Genomic DNA, 22,723 nt, shown 5'->3' with positions numbered 1-22,723 from the left:
TGGCAGCGGCCTCCGAAGGGGGGCCGTACCGTGAAGATCCTGCTCGTCGAGGACGAGGAGAAGATGGTGGCGCTCCTCCGGCGCGGGTTGGCGGAGGAGGGCCACACCGTGGAGGTGTGCTCGGAGGGCCGCGAGGCGCTGGAGCGCGGCGGTCAGGATGGCTACGAGGTCATCATCCTCGACTGGGCCCTGCCGGGTGTGGATGGCCTCACGTTGCTGAAACACTGGAGGAGCGCCGGAGTCCGCACGCCGGTGTTGATGCTCACCGCGCGAGGAACGACGCCGGAGAAGGTGGCGGGGCTGCGCTCGGGCGCGGACGACTACCTGGTGAAGCCCTTCGACTTCGACGAGCTGCTGGCGCGCCTGGAGGCGCTGTGCCGCAGGGGCGAGCCGGAGGATGGGCCGCTGCGGCTCGGGGGACTCCTGCTGGACCCCCGCCGCCGGGTGCTGCGCCGGGGTGAGCGCGAGGAGCCGCTGACGGCGCGCGAGTTCGCGCTCTTCTCCGCGCTGGCGAAGCACCCGGGAGCGCCCCAGGTGCGCGCCCGGCTGCTGACGCAGGCGTGGGGCCCGGACTTCGACGGCAGCGGCAACGTGCTGGAGGTCTACGTGGGCTACCTGCGCACGAAGCTGGAGCGGCTGGAGGCGACGGACGTCACCATCCGCTCCGTGCGGGGCGTGGGCTACAAGCTGGTGGTGGCGTCCGGGGACGGGTCGCCTTGACGCTGACGCGGCGGCTGTGGCTGCTGGGGGCGCTGGTTCCGACGCTGACCACGCTCGCCGCGCTGGTCATCGCGGGGCGGCTGTTTCGCTATGACCTGGAGCGCTCGCTGGACCGGGCGCTGCTCGCGCAGGCGGCGGTGGAGAGCGTCAGCCTCTTCGACGGCCCCGACCAGAAGGTGCACCTGCACATGGCGGTGTCTCCGCTGGTGGACCAGGTGCGTCCCTTCGCGCCGCGGGGCTATCTCTACGGGCCGGACGGGGTGCTGGTGATGCGCTACCCGCCGCTCCCGGAGCAGGCCCCCCAGGAAGAGCGCTTCGTGCCCGGCGAGCCCGGCGTGGAGCCGGCGCTCTCCACGCGGACGGACGCGGGCGGCGGCCGGTGGCGCGAGGTGCTGGTGAACGTGCGCTCGCCGCACGGGGAGCGGTTCGCCCTGCGGCTGTCGGCGTCGCTGGGGCAGGTGGACGGCTCGGTGGGCACGTACTACCGCATGGCCTTCTCACTGGCGGCGGTGACGGGGCTCCTGCTGCTGGGTGTGCAGACGCTCCAGGCAAGGCGGCTGGCCCGGCGGCTGGATGCGATGACCGGGCACCTGGGCCGGTTGCGCGAGGGGGACTTCTCTCACGCGCCGGCGGAGGACCCGGGTCGCGACGAGATTGGCGAGCTGCGGGCGGTGCTGGCCGAGGCGACGCAGCGGCTGCGGGGCGCGAGGGAGGCGCAGGAGCGGCTCATCGCGGACGCGGCGCATGAGCTGCGCACGCCGCTGTCGCTGATGCGGACGACCATGGACCTGGCGCTGCGGCGCGAGCGGGAGCCGGAGGAGCTCCGGGCCAGCCTGCGGGAGGCGCGGCGCGAGGTGGAGCGGCTGGCGGTGCTGGCGGGGAGCCTGCTGGACCTGGCGGCGGTGGGGCGGGGGGCGTGGGACCGCAAGAAGGGGGACCTGGCGGTGGTGGTGGCCCAGGCGGTGGAGGGGGCACGCGCGGAGGCGGAGCGGCGGGGCCTGCTCATCCGCCTGGACGCGCCAGCCCCCGCGGAGGCGCACTTCGATGCGGGAGGGCTGCGGCAGGCGGTGGACAACCTGCTGGCCAACGCCCTGAAGTTCTCACCGGAGGGTGGGGAGATCCGCGTGCGGCTGTCGCGCGAGGCGGAGCGCTACCGGGTGAGTGTGGCGGATGACGGACCGGGCATTCCACCCGCCGCTCGCGACGCGGTCTTCGCGCCCTTCCACCGGCTGGCGGACACCGCGCCCGGCAGGCCCGGGGTGGGGCTGGGGCTGGCCATCGTCCGCGAGGTGGCGGCGCGGCATGGCGGCCGTGCGTACGTGGCGGACAGTGCCGCGGGCGGGGCGGAGGTGGTCCTCGAGGTGCCCGCCGCCGCGGGCGCTGTCCAGAACAGGCCGGACCCGAACCGAGGCACCCTGGCCTGATGTCGGGCAGGGCGTCCGGTGCCGAGCGCGCGCCTGCCCCCGTGGTGCCCTTGGGGAAGTCCAGGGCCGCTCCTACCCTCGAAGGGTAGGGCCGGTGACCCGGCTCGAGGACAATCTCGATGTCGAAATTCCGCGGTCGACATCCCCGTGGGCTCGCCATGTGGTTCGTCCTGGCGCTCCTGCTCCTGCCCTCGGGCGCCTGTGAGAGCGTCGAACAGGGTGAGCCAGACGGCCAGCAGCCCGCTGAGTCCACGCCCACCGACGAGCGGCCGGACCTGTTCAATGCCTCCGCCCTCAGGGTCAGCCGTTCCCCGGACCGGCAGGAGGAGCAGGCGCTCGCGGGGAGCACCCTCCAGGGCAGCGTCGCCATCTTCGTGGCCCCCGGCTCCGGAAGTGGCATCACCCGGGTGGAGTTCTTCCTGGACGCCCCCACCCGGAACCACTCGCCGATGTCCCTGGACCTCCGCGTCCCCTTCGACTTCGCGGGGACGGCGGGGGACGGCGGGGCCACGCTCTACGACACGCGGACGCTCCCCGATGGGGACCACTCCGTCACGGTGGTCGCCCACTACGCCGGCTTCCGCGCGGATGAGGCCACCGCGAGCTTCACGGTGGCCAACGCCTCGGCCCCCGCGCCGGCGCCCCCGCCCCCGCTTCCGCTTCCGCCGACGCCCGTGCCCACCGCGCCTCCCGGGCTGCGCACCGTGGACGCGTGGGAGCGGCTGTTCCTGAACGTCTGGGAGCGCGAGCACAAGACGGACTTCCTGCTCCGGAGCCAATCGACGGACAGCTGGGACTTCTACAGCCTCGCGTACGGCATCGACGCCAACACCGCGATGTACCGGGCCACCGGGCGGACCGTGTACCTCGACCGTGCGCTGCTCTACGTCGACAACCTGGTCGACACGGCCCGCGTCTCCCGCTCTCTTCCCGGGAGCCAGTTCAAGGACGGTTTCCTCGGCTGGGCCTCGACCCTGTCGGACCCCGAGGGGCAGGAGGTGCCGCTGTACGAGAGCTACTGCTGGCGCTACGTCACGCGCCTGCTGCGCGTCATCCGCGAAACGCCCACGCTCTACGACGACGCGGCCTATCGCTCGCGGTACGAGCGGCTGCTGGCCTTCACCGAGAAGAACATCTTCGAGAAGTGGTTCGTGCGCGGGGCCGAGGCCTTCATCTACCGCAACCGCACGCACCTGGTCGCGCACTGGGCCTTCATCGCCATGGACCTGTCGCTCATGACGGCGGACGCCGCCGCGCGGCCCACCTACCAGGCCGTCTTCGACAACATCAACGGGGGCCTGCCCAACGTCAGCGCGTCCCTGCGCGCGCAGCTCGGGCCACACCCCCTCCACCCGGAGGCCTGGTTCTGGAGTGACAGGTGGGGCTCGCACGAGCCGCCCGGGCAGGACGTGGCGCACGCGAACGGCATGCTCGCCTTCGTCGTCGAGGCGCACGACGCCGGCCTCACGTGGACGGATGACGACCTGCGGCGCTTCACCGCGACGCTCGGCACCGTCGTCTGGCCCGCGGAGGGGACGTACGCGGAATACGTCGACGGCTCCGGGAAGGGCGCCGGCTGGTTCAACGACGGCCTGATGAAGCTCGGCCGCTATGACATTGACCTGCAGCGCCGGCTGGAGCAGCACCGCGTGGGGGAGAACAGCCAGTTCTTCGCCAACGGCGCGCTCAACGTGCGCATCCTGTCCGAGCACCAGGTGCCGTGAGGCGAAAGCTCGACCGTGAGTGCGATTGCGATCGGCGGCCCCTGATGGAAGGGTGGCCGCGGGGGGAGGACACGACTCATGTCTGAAGTGCCTACCAAACGGCTCAATCTCGAGGACACACGCTATCTGTCCCCGCCCCTCGTCGGCGAGCCGCTGTACCAATGCGCGAAGGCAGTCGTCGTCACCGGCTTCGTCGTGGGCGCGACGCTCGACGTCCAGGTCAACGGCGCCACCGTGCTCTCCGGGGTGCCAGGAGGTTTTCCCCAGCCGTCCGGCGCCCTCCTGGCGCTCCCCACGCCGCTGATCGCCGGGGATGTCGTCCGTGCGCGGCAGCAGGCCAACGGTGTCACCAGCGGCTGGTCACCGGTCGTGACGGTGCGCGACCACACCCAGGATTATCCAGACGGGCCGCCCCGTCCCCAGATTGACCCCGCGCCCGTCTATCAATGCGGCTCGCGCACGGGCGTCAACAACCTGCTCACGGGCTGTGATGTGTGGATCACCGCCGACACCGTCGAGGTCGGGAAGGTCAAGGGCGCGGCCCCACACCAGGGCGTCAACGTGACGCCCGACTATGGCCTGGGCCAGGTGGTGCGCGCGTGGGCGCAGCTGTGCAGGGACCGGAGCCCGCCCTCGGTCGCCTACACCACGGTGCCGCCGCCGACTCCGCTGCCGGCGCCGTCCATCGACCCAGCGTACGAAGGCACCCAGCAGATACGCATCACCCAGCTGGTGAATGGTGCCCGCTTCGAGCTGTCGCTCAACGGCGTCTCGCTCGGCATCTGGCGCACCTGGGGCGTCGCGCACCTGGTCGGGTTGCCGGCGCCGCTCCTCGCGGGCGACATGCTGTCGGTCGTCCAGCGGATGTGCCCGCGCGATCCGCCGAGCCCTCCCGGCGACGGCACGGTCCTTCCGTGCTCGGCGCTGCCCGCGCCGCAGGTCGCGCCCATCCAGTGCGGCGACACCTCCGTCCGAGTCACCTGGGTGGCGAGCGGCGCCACGGTGAAGGTCTACCGCAACCACGTGAAGGCCGGTGAAGGCGGCGGCCCCGTCGTACTGCTCAACCATGCGGTCGAGCACGACGACGTCATCCACGTGGTGCAGACGCTCGGCACCTGCGTGAGCGCGTTCGCCCAGGAGCTCACCTGCCTGTGCGTCTCGCCCCACGTGACGTACGACCCGTCCGGCCTCGACCTGTTCCCGGTCGGCTTCGCCGATTACGACGGGGGCACGACGAGCATCGGAGGGCAGACGCTGCACATCCGAGGCAACGTCTACTACCCCGCTGAAGACGACGGCGCGAACACGCCGTTCAACAAGCGGCGCCGCAAGGGCGGGCCGGTGCCCATCATCTTCATGGCCCACGGCAATCATTCGCCCGCGGACCCGAGCTACCTGGGCTACGACTACTTCCAGCACGCGCTGGCGAAGATGGGCTTCGTCGCGGTGTCGGTGGACTGCAACGAATTGAACGGGTGGACCTCGGGTCCGGGCAACATCACGGACCGCGCCGACATCATCAATGCCACCATCGCGCATTTCCAGACGCTCAACAGCGGCGGGCCCATCTTCAAGGGTGCGCTCGACTTCAGCCACGTCGGACTCATGGGGCACTCGCGCGGCGGCGAGGCGGTGGTGATTGTTCCCATTCGCGCGAGCCTGCCGGCCGGTGTCACGGTGCTCGCCGTGCTGTCGCTCGCTCCGACGGACTGGGGGGCGACGAGCGGCCCGCCCAGGGACTACGAGTTCCTCACGCTCCTGCCCGCGGCGGACGGCGACGTATGGAGCAACGACGGGGCGAAGTACTACGACCGCTGCGTGCCGCCCTCGTTCAAGTCACAGCTCTACGTCCACAACGCCTGTCACAACTTCTTCAACCGGCAGTGGCTCAGCAATGACAACGGCGGCTTCCTGCCGACCATGGCTCGCCATGACCACGAGCGGGTGCTGGTGACCTACGGCTGCGCGTTCTTCCGCCGCGTCCTGGCGGGACACGGCACCGTCGGATTCCTGGTCGGCACGGAGCTGCCGCCCGCGACACCGACGTCGCTGGTGCACCTGGCGTTCAAGTGGACGAAGGCGAAGACCGTGGACGACCACGAGCAGGCCAACACGATTGCGAAGAATTCGCTCAACGAGCCCACGTCGCAGACCGGCCTGACGGCCGACGAGTACGGGATGAGCCAGACCGCGCCCAATCCGTACAATGGTTCGTTCTACGGCGACTCGGTCGGAATGGTCGCGGTGCCGGGCAGGCGCGCCGGGACGTTCCGCTCGCAGCTCAAGCCCAAAACGAAGGTCGCGGGCAGGGAGGTCTGGGTCCGCGTCGCGGATGTGTTCGACGGGAGCTTCCCCACGGTGCCGACGGGGTTCCAGCTCGGGCTGGAACTGTTGGACGGCTCGGTCCGGTGGGTCGACTCGGATGAAGTGGGGGGCGTGTCGCTTCCCTTCGACTATGGCTCCCAGACCAAGAGCATGCTGTCCACGCTCCGCTTCCCCGTCCGGTGTTTTGGACTGTCGAGGCGGGAGAGTGCCGTCCGCGCCATCCGGCTGCGCCTCAACCGGAAGGAAGCCCGGGCGCTCGCATTTGACGACTTGCAGATCGTGTAGCCGCGGAGGTCGCAATGACGGTCCACAATGACGGTTCGGGTCCCGAGCAGCCCCGGGACGACAGGCCGCTCACGCTGCCCGGGCTCAAGTCGGCGGTCGCGCGCCGGGTGCGGTACGAGAAGCCACGGCGCTTCTTCGCGCACGGAAAGGAGCGCGCCGAGAGCGAGGCCATCGAGATCGACGTGGAGACCGACGCCGAGTTCCCGGTGGCGGGAATGGGGCCCGCGTTGATTGTCGGCAATCTGCCCATCACCGACAGCACCCGCGTGGGCGAGCGCCGCTATCGCTTCTTCGCTCCGTCGTCGGCGCCCATCGAGAAGCGGGCCATGGTCACCCTGGGCCGCGCGGGCACCGGCGTCCCGAAGCCGGAGACACGGGGCACGGTTCGCCTGGAGTGGAGCGAGGAGTAGGCGGGAGACGCGCCGCGGAAGCTCGGTCCACGAAAGCGGGCCGTGCCTCGGCGTTGGATGGGTGGATGTGACGGAAGGAGGAGAGTCATGGATGGAGCCAGACGCTTTGGGCGCGTGGGGATGCGGGGAAGGGTTCTGCTGATGATGGTCGTTACGGTGGGAGCCGTAGTTGCCGCTGGGGCGTCACTGGCCGCCCGCGATGACGACGCACTCCGCGATGACGACGACAGCCAGAAGGGCAATCACCCGCGATACACCAACCGCTCGATCCAGGGCATCTGGGGCTTTTCGTCCCAACTCGCCATGTTCCTGCCACCCGGGGGTGGCCCGCCGGTGCCCACGGCCGGGGTGGGCAGGATCTCCTTCGACGGAAAAGGAGGCTGTTCGGTCACCTCCGTCGTCAACATCAACGGGCAAACGGTGACCAGCCAGTCGTCGAGCTGCAGCTACTCGGTCGGCCCGGACGGGATGGGGACCAGCCAGGCCGTCTTCCCGGGGACGCCCATCAGTGATCCAGTCCCCATCAGCTTCGTCATCGTGGACCAGGGCCGCGAGCTGCTGGCGATCAACACCCGCTTCCTGGTCGGAGGCCTCACCTTCCGCAGGCAGTAGGTCGCCCCAGGCTCACTGGCTGGACAAGGGCTGTAGGAACAGCAGGTAGTGGTCCGGAAGGCCGTCGTACTCGGAAACGATGGCGTAGCCCGCCTGCTTCGCGGCGGCGACGAGCGGCGGGCGCATCGCCCGGAGGTGCGTCACCGCGATACGGCCGTTCGGGGTGAGGGCGGAACGCAGTCTGGCCAGGTAGGCCACACGGTCCGAGAGGAAGTGGTCCACCTCGGAGAGAAGGATGAGGTCGTACGCGCCGGGTTCGAGGCCTGGCTCGTCGGGCTCCACCTTGCGCACCACGACGTTCTTCCGCTCGGACATCCGTGCGCGAAGTCGCTTGAGGGCCTCGTCGTTGATGTCGGTCGCGACCACCTGTCCCGTCGGACCGACTGCCTCCGAGAGTCGCTGCGTGAAGTAGCCCAGCCCGGCTCCGACATCCGCAATCCGCTGTCCCGGGGTAATCCCCAGCGCGGCGATGAACCTGGCAGGCTGACGGGACTGGTCATACGAGGCCTGCACGCCTTCGACCCCTCCGAGGCCGTGCAGGTCGACGGGTTGCTCCACCGCGGGAGCCTCCGTCGCTGCCCGGGTGGGCTCGCGGCTCTTCGCCTCTCCGCTCTCGGAGCGACAGGCGCCTGTCGTGGCCGTCACCAGACAGAGCAGCAGCCGCGCGAGATGACGGGGCGTTGCATGGGCACGAAAGAGAGTCATCAGCGGGTGCTCCTTCGAGGGTTGCACCCGCATGCTGGCTCACGGCGTCAGGGGAATCCACTCCGACGCCGCGACGAGCCGGCTCGTGGCCACGTCCAGCGCCGCGAGCTGCGCGCCCTGCACGCCCACGCGCCGGTTGACGCCGAAGGTGACGGGGGGAGACACGCCCGTGTCGAAGTCGCGCAGCGCCTCCAGGTGCTGCACCACGCTGGCCCGCGTCACGTCCGCACCGGTGCGCGTGAGGGCCTCCACCAGCACCCGCGCCGCCGCGTAGGCCCCGAGCTGGAAGGCCGTGTGTCCCGGCTCCAGGCCATGCCGCTCCATGAACGCGGCGAACTCCTTCAAGTCGGGCGCGCGGGCGCCCAGCCCCGCCGGGTACACGAAGCGCACGCGCCCGGCCGAGCTTCCCACCGCCACCGGGTCCGCGAGGCTCGCGGGAGCGAAGACCGGCACTCCAGGCGCATGCGCCTCCAGGGCACGCAGCAGTGTGCCCAGTCCCGCCGAGGTGCCCGCATACAGCACCGCGGTGGGAGGTGCCGAGGCCCACTGCATCACCGTGGCTTCCAGGTCCGTCAGCGTCCCGTCCGCGCCCGGAGCCAGCTCCACCGGAGGCGCCAGCTCCCGGCGCTCCGCCTCTTGTCGCACCGCCCGGGCCCACGCGCTCCCGGCCTTGCCACCCGCATGCGCCACGGCCAGTGGCTTGCGGCGCAGCTCGGGCTCGTGCAGCCGGGCCAGATGCTGCACCGTCAGCCGCGCCAGTGCGGGCTCATCCGGGTAGAGGAAGAACACGGGGGCGTCCTCGTTCGACGCGCCTGCGCCCAGCGTCAACGGCAGCACCAGCGGCACGCCCTCTCGGGCCAGCAGTGAGTCCGAGGGCAGCGGCCCCTGTCGCACGCTGGCCACCATTGCCAGCACACCCCTGTCGAGCAGCCGCGCGGTGGCATCCGGTTCCGCGGCCGGCCCGTCCGGTCGCCCCCGCGAAGGTGCCTCGCCATCAACCGCCTGTCGCCCGAGAGCCCTTCCCGGTCGCGCATGGAGGGCCGCGTCGTCCTCCACCACCAGCTCCAGCTTCCGTCGGAAGATGCCACCGCCCGCATTCACATCCGCGAACACCGCGCGCACCACGGCAGCGGCCTCCTGTCCCAGCGGACCGAGCCGCCCGCTGATCGGCAGCGCGGCGCCCACGGTGAGGGTGGACGCGGTGACTCCCGGATCCGGCTGGTCTCCGAGTTGCTGGAGGTACGCGAGCAGCTCCTCGCGCTCCACCTCTCCCAGCGCATACCGGGGCATGGCCACGCCCAGCTCACGGCCGCTCGCGGACACGCCTTCCGTGACAGCGCGCAGCAGCGTCTCGCGCGTATACGCCGGGCGGGCGCGGTCCTCGACTTCGCCCACCGCGCTCGCTCGCGCGTGCCCGAGCGCGCCCGGGGTGATGTCCGGCACCTCCACGCCGCCCTCGCGACTGCCCCGGCCGCCGGGCCCATGGCAGCGCGCGCAGGCCGCCACCTCGCCGCTCAGCTCCACCCGCTCGGGCGCGAGGAACCCCATCAGCGGCTCGCCCCGGACGCTCTGGCCGCGCTGGAACAGGCTCCGCCCGCGCTTCGCCACAGCCGGGTCCACGGGGCGGGGCGCCTCGGTGCGCTTGCACCCGGCCACCAGCACCCACGCCACCAGCACCCACGCCCACCGCATGCCGCTCACCGGAGTCACTTCGGGTCGTTCAGGTGTTCCACGGCGTGGACGATGTTCTCCACCTGCGCCATGGCGGGAGACTTCACCCACATGCCCGTGGCGGCATCACCGATGAGCAGCGTGGTGTTGTGCGCGTCGGGCGTGTCCACGTACCCGCCCAGCTTCTTCAGCACGAGGGTGATGTTCTCCCGCGAGCCGGTGAGGAAGTACCACCCCCGCTTGACGCCGAACTTCTTCGCGAAGGTGCCCAGACTCTTCGGCGTGTCGTTGGCTGGATCCACGGAGAGCGTAATCATCGTGATGTCCTTGCCCACGCGGTCGCCCAGCTTCTCCTGCACCTCGGCCAGGTGCTTGGTGATGGGCGAGCACGCCCCCTTGCACGAGGTGAATGCGAAGTTGATGAGCACCTTCCGGCCGCGCACCAGGTCCTCGTAGAAGCGGTGCGTCTTGCCGTGCTGGTCCACCAGCTCCGTGTTGGTGAAGTACTTCGAGGCGGCCGCGTCCTGGGTGGTGGAGTCGCTGCCCGTCGAGCCCAGCTCGGATGGGGCCGCGGATGCGGCCCGGGCCTCGCGAATGGCCTCCAGGATGCGGGAGGGGCTGCCCAGCCCGTCCACGCGCGTCCACGAGTCCGCCACCGCGTTGCCCACGAGCACGGTGGGACGGTGGGCCTCCTTGTCCGGCACGTAGCCGCCCAGGGCCACCAGCGCCTCCTTCACCTTCGCCGGCTCGCCGGTGAGGAAGGACCAGCCGGGCCCGGGCTTGAAGGGCTCGGCGAACTTCGCCATCCGCTCCGGCGTGTCGTTGGCCACGTCCAGGGTGATGGAGATGAAGCGCACGTCGCTCCTCGGGCCCAGGTCCTGCTGCACGCGCGCCATCGTCGCCGTCATCGGCGAGCAGATGGTCTTGCACCGCGTGAAGATGAAGTTGATGGCCACCGTGTGCCCGCGGACCAGGTCCGTCCACAGCCGCACCTTGCGGCCCGTCTGGTCCACCAGCTCCACGTCTGGCACCTCCACGTCCAGGGACGCGGGCCTCGCGGCGGACGCGGGGGGCAGGGGGACGGCGACGTCCGAGGCGAGCACGGGCGTGGCGAGCGCCAGCGCCAGCGCGGCGGCCGACTTCCAGAGGGAGGAAAGGGTGTGGGTCTTCATCAGGGAACCTTGGTGGAAGCGGTGGCGGCGGGGGAGGGCAACACGCCCAGGGTGAAGGTGGGCAGGCGGCCCAGGTCGATGCCCCGGCTCTCCACGCCCACGACGAACTTGTACTGGCCGGGCTCAGGCGGAGCGAAGTCCACCTCGAACACACCCTCCGCGGTGCGGCGCGGCTCCGTGCGCCACTGCCACGTGCCCGGCGTCTTGAACATCAGCACGCGAATCTCCTCCGGCTGCACGGGCAGTCCACCCGTGCCCGCCGTGGGCTCCAGCTTGAAGCGCAGGGGCACCGTGGAGCCGGCGGTGAAGGTCGCCTTCGGGTCGAACTCCGGCGTGAGCGCCAGCGGCAGCTTCTTGACGAGCGCCGCGTCCTCGGGGACGCCGCCCACCTTCCACTCCGTGCAGACCACCGCGCGCGGGTTGTCCAGGAGGAACTGGACGTCGTAGGTGCCGTTCTCCCGCACCGTGCCCGAGGCCGTGTAGACGCCGGGCTTCACCTCGCGCAGCGAGCGGTCCAGCACCAGCACCGCGCGGGGCTCGCGGCCATAGTTCAGGTGGGTGCCACGCGGGGCCATCATGCCCTCCTGGTAGAGGTAGAGGGCGCGGTCCGCGGTGCCGGCGACGATGACGCCATTGCCCTCCGGCAGCGGGGCGATGGGGTCCGAGCGGCCCAGCTCGCGCGCCTCCGCCGGCGGCTTCTGGCCCATGGTGACGTGGACGACGGCTGGCCGGCCGGTGCCCTCCAGCGTCCTCAGCTCCACCAGGGACACGCGGCCCTCCTGCGTGTTGCGCACGTAGGCGAAGGCGTCCGTGAAGATGACGGAGTCCGGCGCGGAGAAGCCGGTGAGCGAGTGCGCCACCTGGCTCGTCGCCGCGTCCACGATGTCCACCACGCCGGCGTCCCGGTGCACCAGGAAGGCCCAGCGGCCGGTGCGGTCGAAGCGCAGGGCCTCCAGGCCCGGCTTCACGGGGATGCGGCGCGACACCTCGCGGGCGGCAGGGTCCACCACCAGCAGCTCGTGGGTCCGCGTCTGCGCCACGAAGACGGCGCGGGCCACCGGGCTCCAGGCCACCGCGCCCGCGCCCGCGCCAATCATCACCCGGCCCAGCACCTCGCGTGAGCCCACGTCCACGGCGATGAGCGAGTCTCCCTCCTCACTGGTGAGCCACGCAGTGCGGCCCTCGTCGGAGAAGGTCACTTCATGCCGGCCGGGGCCGGCCTCCACCGTGTCCACCACGGTGTGTGACGCGGTGTCGATGACGCTCACCGTGCCGTCCCCGTCGTTGCTCACCCACGCGGTGCGGCCGTCCGGGGCCACCGCGATGCGGCCCGGCTTGCTTCCCACGCGCACGGGGCGCAGGGCGAGGAAGCGCTCCGTGTCCACCACGGAGACGGTGTTGGTGGAGGGCACCGTCACGTACACCGCCGAGCGGTCCTTCAGCAGCGCCCAGTCCGCCACCGCGCCGCCCACCGACACCAGGCTCTGCAGCTTGGTGCGGCCGAAGGCAATCTGCGGGTTGATGACGGACAGCGTGTGGTCGTGGTTGAGGGTGAGGAACCAGTAGGCGTTGAGGTCCACCTCCGCCCGCGCGGTCAGCAGCCCGCCCAGGTACGTCTTCACGCGCTCCTTGCACGCGGCGTCGTCCAGGGGCGCGCCGCCCTTGTCGCGCAGCGACAGCCAGCCCAGCGGCCGGCGGCCCTGGAGCGGCTCGCCCGTCTTCGCGTCCTTGAGCACGAAGCGCGCGGTGCCCTGCAGCGGCGAGCCGCGCTCGGCCGCCAGGGGGCGAGGGGCCAGCGCCAGGTCGAAGGACACGGACACGCCCTCGCGCTCCACGGACACGGGGGGCGCGGTGATGACGGGAAGGGGCGCGGCGGGAGGTGGAGGCTGGGGCGGGCGGGACAGGAAGAACCCACCGGCGGCCAGGAAGCCCGCGGACAGCAGGCCGGAGGCGGTGAAGAGGATGCGCTTGCGCATGGGGTGTGCGGAGGAACCAGGGCGAAGGGAAACGAAGAAGCGGGCGCGGCGCGGGCGGGGGGAAGCCCCGCGCCGCACCCGATGCTGCTCGACGGCCGGGCGGCTACTTCACCCGGTACACGCCCCACAGACCGCCGCCGCTCCAGAGGAAGCTGGCGTGGTCTCGGTACAGGTAGTCACCCGGGACGCCGTACGCGCCCCCGGCCCCGTACTCCGGGACGATGTTGTAGGACTGCATCACCGACGCGCCGCCCTGGGTGGCGATGATGGGCGAGAGCGTGTTGGGCCCCATGACGCGCGACTGGGCGCCTGCCGCCCACGGGTTGCGCCTCCACTCCGTGCCATGCAGGGAGATGGAGTGCTGCCGCGAGTGGCCGCTCGGGTGACCGAACCGCCAGCGCATCGGCTCGCCCGCGTTCACGGTGAACACCGGCGTGGCCGGGTCGCCGTGGACGGCGGAGCTGAGGATGTCCCGCAGGTCGAAGTTGTTGATGTCCTCCGGCGGCGTCTGCGGAGGCACGCCCAGCCGCGCCCAGAGCGGCTCGGTGCGGTAGTTGAACGCCTTCTGGCCCGTGTCCTGCGAGTCGTCGATGCCGGCCGTGTTGCGCAGCGAGCGCCCGCTGTTCAGGTCGTCGGTGTCCCAGAACTTGTCGTTGTCGGTCTGCAGGCCGAGGTCGTCCTGGAAGAGGTTGACGAACTCGCGGAACGTCTCCTGCGAGCCGTCCACCTTGGTGTACGTCACCCGCGCCTGGGCCTCGGTGCCTGTGTCGGTGGTCCACGCCGCGTTCGTCGGCTCGATGATGAGCGCGCCGATGGCGCCGTGCATGCCGTGGTTGATGACGTCCGCCATGTTGCGCAGGTTGACGATGCCGAACTCCATGCCTGTCACCTTGCCCAGGGGGAACGGCGAGCCCTTCGCCGAGCTCTTGAACTCGCCGGCGAACCACCGGTACACGCGCGTCTTGCCCGGCTTCACCGTCTGCACGGCGTTGAGGCCCACGGTGGCGCCGTCATCCGTGTTCACGTCGTAGTTGACGAGCTGCGGATGCAGCGACACCTGGTTCGACATCCGCACCTGGTTGACGTTGAAGTTCTCGGTGATGGCGGAGTGGTGCGCCCAGATGTCCGTCTTCGGCAGCTGCGTGGAGGGCAGCCGGTTGGTCAGCGTCACCTGCACGCACTCGCCCGCGCGGGCCCGGAGGATGAGCGGCTCCGGCCTGCGCTTGCCGTCCCGGAGCGCCGTCAGGTGCGCGTCCTGGGCGAAGATGATCGCATCCGGGTCGTAGATTTCGTACTCGTCGTTGTAGACGAGCCGCTGGTTGGGCAACCAGTTCTTCGCGTCGATGGCGGAGACCTTGTACGTGCGCACCGGCGCGCCCCTCGGACACGAGTCCGTGAGCACGGGCTTGATGCCGAACCAGCCCGCCGCCTCGAACTTGGTGACGAGGTCGGCGTCGACCTTCATCATCGCCTCGCGGTCGGCCATGAGGTGCTCCACGGTGCGCGGCGCCAGCTCCTTGCCGAAGTCATCCACCTCGTAGGACTTCTGCACCGTCTCGTCCTGCTCGCTCATCGGCTCCAGGCCGGCCTCGAGCGGCAGCTCCTCCAGCACCACCGGCGGGTAGGCCACCGCCTCGCCCGTCTTGGCGCCAAACGTCTGGAGCTTCGGCCGCGTGTCCGCGGCGAGCAGCGCCACGTCCGCCAGCGAGCGCACGCCAAGCTGCTTCCGCTTGTACGTGCGCATGATGCCCCACATGCCGTTCCAGAGGTCGCCGTTGGACGCGCTCATGTACATGTAGTCCGCCGTCTCGTACGGGCCGACGATCTGCGGCAGGCCGTCGCTGAGGTCGAACTCGAAGTGCTCGGAGATGCCAATGGCCTGGGCGTTGTAGAAGCCGCTGTTCGGGTCGTACATCTCCTTGAGCCACTTGTTGCCGTGCAGGCTGAACGAGTGCTGCTCCTCCTCCGAGCCCTGGATGAGGCGGATGCGGACCTTGTCGCCCGCGTAGCCCTCCAGCAGCGGCGTGTACGGGTCGCCGTGCACGTCCGAGCGGAAGACGTTGGCCATGTCTCCGCGCCAGTCCGTGTACTGCGCCCGGTCGCTGCAGCTGATGCGCTGGGAGATGCGCAGGGGGATGGGCTCGTTGTAGTAGTTGACCGTCATCGCGCCCGGGTCCGCGGCGCTGATGGCCTCCGGCATCGGCGTGGGCCTGAAGCCGATGGCGACGGGCAGCTTCTCCTCCTTGTAGTTGGGAGGATTCACAGGCTTGCCGCACTCGTCGTAGTAGGGGACGTAGTCCGCGAAGGCGAGCGCGAACTCACGGAAGCTGTTGGCGGGGTTGGCGGTGATGATGCGCGCGCGCCAGCTGGTGGGTCCGCCGTCGGCCACGCGCGAGCCGAAGTACACGGGGCTCTTCATGTCCTGCCACTTGGAGCCCGGCTCCTCGACGATGAGCGCGCCGTAGAACCCGTGCTGCTGGTGCGACGACGGGCCGAAGTGGTCGTGCGTGAAGACCGTCTCCAACTGATGGGGCTTGCCAGTCGCCGTGGGCTTCAGCGGGTCCGCCCACCAGCGCTGCACGGTGGTCTGCGCCGTCGGCGGCGCGCGGGGGATGCGCGGGTGCGTGGTGGGGATGGTGAGCACGGTCCGCACGCCCGTCTCGCTCACGTTGCCATCCGCCGCGAAGGCGCCGCCGGCCAGGTTGGCCAGGTGGATGCGGTCCGCCACGGTGTCCGAGGACAGCGTGCCGTCCTCGTAGTTCCACCCGTTGCCGGCGCCGTCGGACGCCGTCACGTCGAACTTCACCAGGTGGATGTGCTGCCCGATGACGTCCGTGGGCGTGTAGATCTGGAAGTCGTCCGGCTCCAGGTGCGCGGGGATGATGTTGGTGGCGTAGAAGTTGATGCAGTCGTTCGACTGGGCGCGGAAGAAGAAGGGCTCCGGAGGGCGCTTGCCGTCCTGGGTGTCCGCCACGTCCTCGTTGAGCACCATCAGCCGGCCCTGCGGGTCATGCCAGCCGGCGCGGTTCACGTTCTGGACGGCGACCTGCAGGTACGTCGCGCGGTAGTTGCGCATCGGGACGTTGGCGGGGCATGGGTCCGCGAAGGGCGCGCCGGCCACCGCCGGGCGGCCGTTGATGAGGAAGCGCGTGCTGGCACCCGACGGCGTGTAGGCCGGGTAGGACCTCGCCGCGTCGCCGTGGAAGGTGGTGGCCGCCGCCCAGTTGGGGAAGGTGCCCGCGTGGAAGGACATGGCCGCCTGCTCCAGCGGGGTGCCGTTCTGCGGCAGCAGCTTGATGTTGAGCGCGGAGGGGTCCACGTCGAAGCGGCCGGAGTTGCCGTACGTCACCGGTCCCACCGCGCGCGTGACGATGTGGCGCGGCAGGCCGCCGTCGTACTCGATGTCCAGCGGAGCCTGGGGCGCCCGGCGGCCCGTCATGCCGGCGATGTAGAAGGGGAAGCCGGGGAAGGCGGGCCGCGTCACGTTGCCCGACGGCGTGCTGACCACGGTGGCCGCGTACGTGGGCATGGGCGGCATGGCGCGCTGGGGGATGGGGATGACGGCCGGGTTGGGCGTGCCGCCGGCAATCTCCGCGTCCGGCAGCATGCGGTCCTTGGTGCCCGCCTCGAACACGTCGTGGACGCGCCAGAGGGCCCACATGCCCTGGGCGAAGTGCGGGTACAGGTGGCAGTGGTGGATGGAGTCGCCCGGGGTGAGGTTGCGGTTGCCGGAGCCACCGAAGTTGATGTCGTAGGTGAAGGCGGAGGCCGGACCGATGGTCTGCGAGTCCAGGTAGTTGGAGTCGTTGACGCTCGGGGAGAACTTCCACTGGTGGGCGTGGAGGTGGAAGACGTGCGTCTCCGCGGGGCCCGCGTGGATGTTGCGGATGCGCACCGGGTCGCCCAGGTAGCTGTGGTGCACGTTGGACGGGTCATCCGGGTAGAGCGCCGCCACGGCCTTGCCGCTGGCGTCCTTCTCCACGTTCATCGCCGGGTCGCCGTTGGCCCAGGACTCGAGGAAGAACTCCTCGTACTCGCAGGTGACGCAGTCCTTGGTGGGGCCAATCTTCGCGCGGTTGGCGAGCAGCTCCGCGCCCAGGCCGGCCACGCCGTAGTTGATGCCGAAGCCGTCGCGCACGCTGTGGAAGGTGGGGTTCCACTCCAGCTCGTCGAAGGCCTGAACCGCCTTGATTTCGTCATGGTAGATGGCGGTCAGCTCGCGGAAGTGCCCCTGGTCCATGGACGTATTCGTCTGCATCACCGTGGAGCGGTAGCCGGTGATGATGGCCTCCAGGTCCCCGTGGCGGATGCGGTTGCTGGAGTCGAGGATGGCCAGGTGCGGCCGGCCGGTGGAGTCCACCAGCTCGTAGTTGATGAGCGGGGTGCCGTCCGGGTTGGCGCCGGTGGCGACGGCCTTGAGCACCGCGTTGCTCACCTTGGAGCGGTACCACTTGCTGCCCTGGGGCTCCACGTTGACGGCGCCGAAGAGGCCCTGCACGGTGGAGCCTCCGTCGCCCTGGCCGCCGAAGGAAGCGCCCATGCTGTAGAAGAAGAAGGTGCCCTCGTGGTCCGCGTACCAGGTCTGGATGATGCTGCTGCCGGGCGCCACGAGGCTGTTGCCATTGAAGCCCACGTTGGCGCCGTCCGAGCCGATGCTGACGTACTGCAGGCCCTGGATGTGGAGCGACGCGTGGCGGGTGGCGGGTGAGTCGTTGCGGTGGTCGTTCTCGAACTCCAGCTCTTCACCGGGGAAGAACCACTTGCCGCCCACGGCCTTGTTGTTGATGAGCGAGAGGACCGGGTCGTACGTGAGGTTCAACACCCAGGTGGGCAGGGCCTTCTGCAGGAAGCTGATGGTGGTGGAGCCACCCGCCTTGCTGGGGCCGGGCTGGGACTGGCTGGGGCTGGGAATCTGCGCGCGCGTGGGCGCCAGCCAGTTGGTGAACGTCACTCGGAGGCAGTCACCCACGTTGGCGCGCAGCGCCAGGGGGCGGGGGCGCCTGGTCACCTTCAGGCGCGCGTTGCCCGGGCCAATGGGATTGCTCGTGGAGATGGCCTCCACGTCCTCGCGCAGGGCGTAGAGCATGCCCGTGGGGTTGTACGAGCCGAGCCGGTTGTACGTGTAGACCTGGTCCAGGGCCACCACGTCCGCGGTGAGGGTGCGCGCGCACGTCGGCGCGGCAAGCCCCTGGGCCGCGGCCTCCACCTGCTCGGTGTTGGGAGGGCTGATGGGTTGGTAGCCTGGCGCGGCCGCTTCGCCAGCGCCTTCGGGCTGGCAGGCGAGGGCCGACGTCAGCACCGCCGCCAGCACGGAACGGCCGAGCGCGGGCACACGCCTGCCATTGGACAGGGAACCCCTGTCCTTGCGTCGATTCACGGTTGAAAACACGCTTCCCCCTGGGGTGTGGGCGCATGGGATTCCTGAGAGGAGTCTCAGGAATCAGTTGCATGTTTCTGAGGAAATTCTCATCAAACACAGACATACTTTCCGTGTTTGGCTTTTCTCAGTAGCCGGCCGACTTCACGAAAGTAAACAGGTCAGCGTAAAGGCGCGGACTCAGGCCGCTTGCCCGCGTCCGTCCCCCGTTGTCTGAGAGGTTTCACAGGAAGCGGGGACGCACGTCGGGAGCGAGCCGGGCCGGCATGTTCCTGAAATTGCTGCGAAACCAGATAGAGCGGGAAGTGGCGGGTTCTGGTGTCCCTGTATTCTGCCGCTATTTGCGTAGCAGTGGACATTTGTGGGATGCAGGGGAGCCCCCCGCAGGCCGCAACGGAGTTGTCCCGACATGCCCTGGTCCTTCCGCCAGCTTCTGGCGCCCCTCTCGGCGCTGCTTCTCATCTTGTCCGCATGCGGTGATGACCCGGAATGTGGCAACGGCGTCGTGGAGCCCGGCGAGCAGTGCGACGACGGCAACACCTCCGACGGTGATACCTGCCCGGCCAACTGCCAGCCCGCGCCGGTGACGGACGGCGGCGGCCCCGTCTGCGGAAACGGCCGGGTGGAGGGGACCGAGCGCTGCGACGACGGCAACCGCACGCCGGGCGACGGCTGCGAGAACGACTGCACCTCTACGCCGGAGCAGCAGACGGACTCCGGTGTGACGGATGCTGGCAATGAGACGGATGCTGGCGCGGATGCGGGCAATGACGGCGACGCGGGCGTGGAGGCCGACGCGGGCTCCGACACCGACGCTGGCACCGTGACGGATGCGGGCACCGACAGCGACGCTGGCACCGTGACGGATGCGGGCACGGGCACCGACAGCGACGCGGGCACCGTGACGGATGCGGGCACGGGTTCCGACAGCGACGCTGGCACCGTGACGGACGCGGGCACTGTGACGGACGCGGGTTCCGACACCGACGCTGGCACCGTGACGGATGCGGGCACTGTGACGGATGCGGGCACCGTGACGGATGCGGGCACCGTGACGGATGCGGGCTCTGACACCGATGCCGGCAGCGACACGGACGCGGGCACTGTGACGGATGCCGGCACCGACATCGACGCCGGCAGCGACACGGACGCGGGCTCCGCGCCGGATGCGGGCACTGTGACGGATGCGGGCTCTGACACCGACGCCGGCAGCGGCACGGACGCGGGCACCGACATCGACGCCGGCCCGGGGCCGGACGCTGGCACGGGCGGCACGGACGCTGGCACCGGCACGGACGCTGGCACCGGCACGGACGCTGGCACCGGCACGGACGCTGGCACTGGCACCGATGCGGGTACGGGCGGCACGGACGCTGGCACGGGTGGTACGGACGCCGGCACGGACGCGGGCACGGGCATCGACGCGGGCACGACGCAGGTGGCGATGGCCGACTTCGGTCCGACGGGCAACTTCGCTCGCTCGGGCTACACGGGTCGGACGTTCCCGGATGCGCTCCGGGTGACGCTGAAGGAGCCGGCGACGACGGACGTCTGGGTGGAGATGGCGTCCTCCAGTCAGGCCGTCGTGGTGGAGGGCGGCAACCTCGTCCGCGTCCCGGCCGGTGACACGTCCGCCCTGGTCATCGTGAGCGCGGACCTGGCCGCGGACCCGGGGGTGAGCAAGGCGGTGCTGACGGCCACCCTCGGCAATGACTCTCGCGAGGCCACGGTGCGGGTCATCGCGGTGGATCAGCCGGTGTCCCTGTCCGTGCTGACGCCCGAGGCGGCGGTGGTGGCGGGCGGCAAGACGCACACCTTCACCGTGACGCTCGACGTCCCCCCCGCCGTGGACACCGACGTGCAGCTCTCCGTGCAGCCCGCGTCGCTGGGCACGACGGACGCGAAGGTGACGGTGCGCGCCAACACCCTCTCCGCCAAGTTCGACTTCACCGCGGGCAACGAGGCCGGTCAGGGGCAGCTGATCGCGACGCTCGGCACCCAGACGGCCGTGTCGAACGTCCAGGTGACGAGCACCGGCGCGAACCACGTCGTCATCAGCGAGCTCGCGGCGCGCGGTCCTGCCACTGGCACCGCGGGTGACAACGACGAGTTCGTCGAGCTCTACAACCCCACCGCGACCACGGTGGACATCTCTGGCTGGAGGATCCAGTACCGGTCCGCGACCGGGGCCGCGTACAACACCGGCTTCGCGCTGCCCGCCGGTTCGAGCATCGCGCCGAGGGGCTACTTCCTGGTGGGCAGCGGAAGCTATGCGCCCGGGACGACGGGGGCCGCGAGGGATGCGAACTGGGGCACCACCCTCACCCTGGGCGCCGCCGGCGGTCATGTGCGCATCGGCCCCGGGTCGCTGGGCACGACCGCCGATGACGCGGCGACGGTGGACAAGCTGGGCTGGGGCACGGCCGTTGGCGCGGAGGGCTCTGCCTTCCAGTCTACTCCGGCCACGACGGGCAGCTTCGAGCGCAAGGCCAACGCCTCCTCCACCGCGGCCTCGATGGAGACGGGCTCCGACGCGCTGAAGGGCAACGGGCAGGACACGGACAACAACGCCAGCGACTTCGTCCTGCGGACGACGCGCCAGCCGCAGGGCAAGGCGAGCGGAACCGAGCCCTGAGGTCGCCGGGCAGGCGCGCACTCCCACCGGGAGTGCGCGCGAGAGGGGCTGGAAATACCGCGCGGGCCGGGCCATAAGCCTCCCGTGCGAGTCGTCTCTTGGAACGTCAACGGGCTGCGTTCGGTGCACCGCAAGGGCTTCCTGCCATGGCTGGCGGGGGCCCGGGCCCAGGTGGTGGCCGTGCAGGAGGTGCGCGCCCGCGCGGACCAGCTCCCCGACGAGGTGCGGACGCCGCCGCGCTGGAAGACGCACTTCGTGTCGGCGGACCGCCCCGGCTACAGCGGGGTAGGGCTGTTCTGCCGGCTGGAGCCGGATGACGTGGTGACGCGGCTGGGCGTGAGCGAGCTGGACGTGGAGGGGCGGCTGCAGATTGCCCGCTTCGGCAAGCTCACCGTGGTGAATGGCTACTTCCCCAACGGCAATGGGAAGGACCGGGACCTCAGCCGCATCCCCTACAAGCTGGACTTCTACCGGCACCTCTTCGAGCGGCTGGAGAAGCCGCTGCGCGACGGCGGGCGAGTGCTGGTGGTGGGGGACTTCAACACGGCGCATCAGGACATCGACCTGGCCCGGCCCCGGGAGAACCGCGAGACGAGCGGCTTCCGCCCCGAGGAGCGCGAGGAGTTCGACCGCTGGATTCGCGCCGGCTGGGTGGACACCTTCCGCTACTTCAACAAGGCGGGCGGGCACTACTCGTGGTGGAGCCAGCGCTTCGGTGTGCGCGAGAAGAACATCGGCTGGAGGATTGACTACGTGCTGGCCACGCCCGCGGCCATGGCGTACGTGCGCAAGGCGGGAATCCACCCGGATGTGTCAGGCTCGGACCACTGCCCGGTGAGTGTGGACCTGGACCCGGCGGTCCGCTGAAGGTTGCTCGAGGCTCTCATGAACGCACTGCTCTCCATCTGGACGTGGATCGAGATTGGCCTGGTGGCGCTGTCCGGCTTCTTCGTCCAACTGGCGCTGGCCATCGTCACCTGGCCGTTCGACCGCCTGCGCTACGCGACGGGACGCTGCTTCCGCCTGGTGGGCGTCACGGCGGCGAAGCTGACGCCGTTCTGGCGCTTCGGCGTCCACGGCCCGGTGCCGGAGCGGGTGGCGCCGAACACGGTGGTGGTGAGCAACCACGAGTCCAACGCGGACCCGTTCCTCATCTCGCACCTGCCATGGGAGATGAAGTGGCTGGGCAAGGCCAGCCTCTTCAAGATTCCGGTGGTGGGCTGGATGATGTGGATGGCGGGCGACATCCCGGTGCACCGCGGGGACCGTGACTCCGCGACGGGCGCCATGGCCCGCTGCAAGGAGTGGCTGGCCAAGGGGATGCCGGTGATGATCTTCCCCGAGGGCACGCGCTCGAAGACGGATGAGTTGCTGCCCTTCAAGGACGGCGCGTTCCGGCTGGCCATCGAAGCGCAGGCGGACGTGCTGCCGCTCGCGGTGAGCGGGACGCGCCGGGCGCTGCCGAAGCACTCGTGGCGCTTCGCCACGTCGCGCGGGCTGGTGACGGTGGGCACGCCCATCTCCACGAAGGGCATGACGCTGGCGGACGTGGAGCGGCTGAAGGACCTGGCGCGCACGCAGATTCTGGCGCTGCGCGCCGGGCTGATGCCTCACACGAGCGGCGGCGCCGAGCCTGGCAACACCGCCTCCGCCGCGTAGTTTCCGGGGTAGGGGACTCAGACGTCCC

14 protein-coding genes are annotated in these 22,723 nt (G+C 70.4%); 9 read left to right on the top strand and 5 right to left on the bottom strand.

Features of this window, described 5'->3' with window-relative positions:
• Window positions 1-30 precede the first annotated feature (30 nt).
• The 6 genes from G4D86_RS00880 (at window position 31) to G4D86_RS00855 (ending at window position 7,500) form a co-directional block, all read left to right on the top strand.
• The gene (locus tag G4D86_RS00880) at window positions 31-720 is read left to right on the top strand and encodes a response regulator transcription factor (protein WP_163988341.1); all 690 of its coding nucleotides are present in this window, start codon (window positions 31-33) and stop codon (window positions 718-720) included.
• Entirely contained in the window at window positions 717-2,144 is a 1,428-nt protein-coding gene (locus G4D86_RS00875) for a HAMP domain-containing sensor histidine kinase (RefSeq protein WP_163988339.1), read from the top strand. Before G4D86_RS00880 ends, G4D86_RS00875 begins: the two co-directional genes overlap by 4 nt.
• A 158-nt stretch (window positions 2,145-2,302) precedes the next feature.
• The gene (locus G4D86_RS00870) at window positions 2,303-3,868 is read left to right on the top strand and encodes a hypothetical protein (RefSeq protein ID WP_205519419.1); all 1,566 of its coding nucleotides are present in this window, start codon (window positions 2,303-2,305) and stop codon (window positions 3,866-3,868) included.
• A gap of 78 nt (window positions 3,869-3,946) precedes the next feature.
• Window positions 3,947-6,478 carry an alpha/beta hydrolase gene (locus tag G4D86_RS00865; RefSeq protein WP_163988336.1) on the top strand — a complete coding sequence of 844 codons (2,532 nt, stop codon included), beginning with the start codon at window positions 3,947-3,949 and terminating at the stop codon, window positions 6,476-6,478.
• 14 nt (window positions 6,479-6,492) lie between these two features.
• Entirely contained in the window at window positions 6,493-6,888 is a 396-nt protein-coding gene (locus tag G4D86_RS00860; RefSeq protein ID WP_163988335.1) for a hypothetical protein, read from the top strand.
• Window positions 6,889-7,029: 141 nt separating this feature from the next.
• Window positions 7,030-7,500, top strand: coding sequence for a hypothetical protein (locus G4D86_RS00855; RefSeq protein WP_163988333.1), 471 nt, complete (start codon window positions 7,030-7,032; stop codon window positions 7,498-7,500).
• 12 nt (window positions 7,501-7,512) lie between these two features.
• On the opposite strand, the gene G4D86_RS00850 is transcribed toward G4D86_RS00855, so the two are convergent.
• The 5 genes from G4D86_RS00850 to G4D86_RS00830 form a co-directional block, all read right to left on the bottom strand.
• Complete coding sequence (locus tag G4D86_RS00850) at window positions 7,513-8,205, bottom strand: class I SAM-dependent methyltransferase (protein WP_163988331.1); 693 nt, start codon at window positions 8,203-8,205, stop codon at window positions 7,513-7,515.
• A gap of 39 nt (window positions 8,206-8,244) precedes the next feature.
• A complete protein-coding gene (locus G4D86_RS00845) occupies window positions 8,245-9,897 on the bottom strand; it encodes an ABC transporter substrate-binding protein (protein ID WP_163988329.1) in 1,653 nt (550 codons plus the stop codon).
• Window positions 9,898-9,911: 14 nt separating this feature from the next.
• Entirely contained in the window at window positions 9,912-11,048 is a 1,137-nt protein-coding gene (locus G4D86_RS00840) for an SCO family protein (protein ID WP_163988327.1), read from the bottom strand.
• Complete coding sequence (locus G4D86_RS00835; RefSeq protein ID WP_163988324.1) at window positions 11,048-13,024, bottom strand: YncE family protein; 1,977 nt, start codon at window positions 13,022-13,024, stop codon at window positions 11,048-11,050. Before G4D86_RS00835 ends, G4D86_RS00840 begins: the two co-directional genes overlap by 1 nt.
• A 103-nt stretch (window positions 13,025-13,127) precedes the next feature.
• The gene (locus G4D86_RS00830) at window positions 13,128-18,401 is read right to left on the bottom strand and encodes a copper oxidase (protein WP_240359970.1); all 5,274 of its coding nucleotides are present in this window, start codon (window positions 18,399-18,401) and stop codon (window positions 13,128-13,130) included.
• A 409-nt stretch (window positions 18,402-18,810) separates the two neighbouring features.
• On the opposite strand from G4D86_RS00830, the gene G4D86_RS00825 reads away from it, so the two are divergent.
• From G4D86_RS00825 to G4D86_RS00815, 3 genes are all read left to right on the top strand, one after another.
• Window positions 18,811-21,036, top strand: a complete 2,226-nt coding sequence (locus tag G4D86_RS00825) for a lamin tail domain-containing protein (RefSeq protein WP_163988322.1) — start codon at window positions 18,811-18,813, stop codon at window positions 21,034-21,036.
• A gap of 84 nt (window positions 21,037-21,120) precedes the next feature.
• Window positions 21,121-21,903, top strand: coding sequence for an exodeoxyribonuclease III (locus tag G4D86_RS00820; protein ID WP_163988320.1), 783 nt, complete (start codon window positions 21,121-21,123; stop codon window positions 21,901-21,903).
• Window positions 21,904-21,921: 18 nt separating this feature from the next.
• On the top strand, window positions 21,922-22,695 hold the full coding sequence (locus G4D86_RS00815) for a lysophospholipid acyltransferase family protein (protein WP_205519418.1): 774 nt from the start codon (window positions 21,922-21,924) through the stop codon (window positions 22,693-22,695).
• Window positions 22,696-22,723: the final 28 nt, after the last annotated feature.

It is taken from the genome of Pyxidicoccus caerfyrddinensis, assembly GCF_010894405.1.
Lineage (GTDB): Bacteria > Myxococcota > Myxococcia > Myxococcales > Myxococcaceae > Myxococcus > Myxococcus caerfyrddinensis.
Note: the sequence above shows the minus strand (reverse complement) of the source record. Positions and strands in the feature narration are given on the sequence as shown.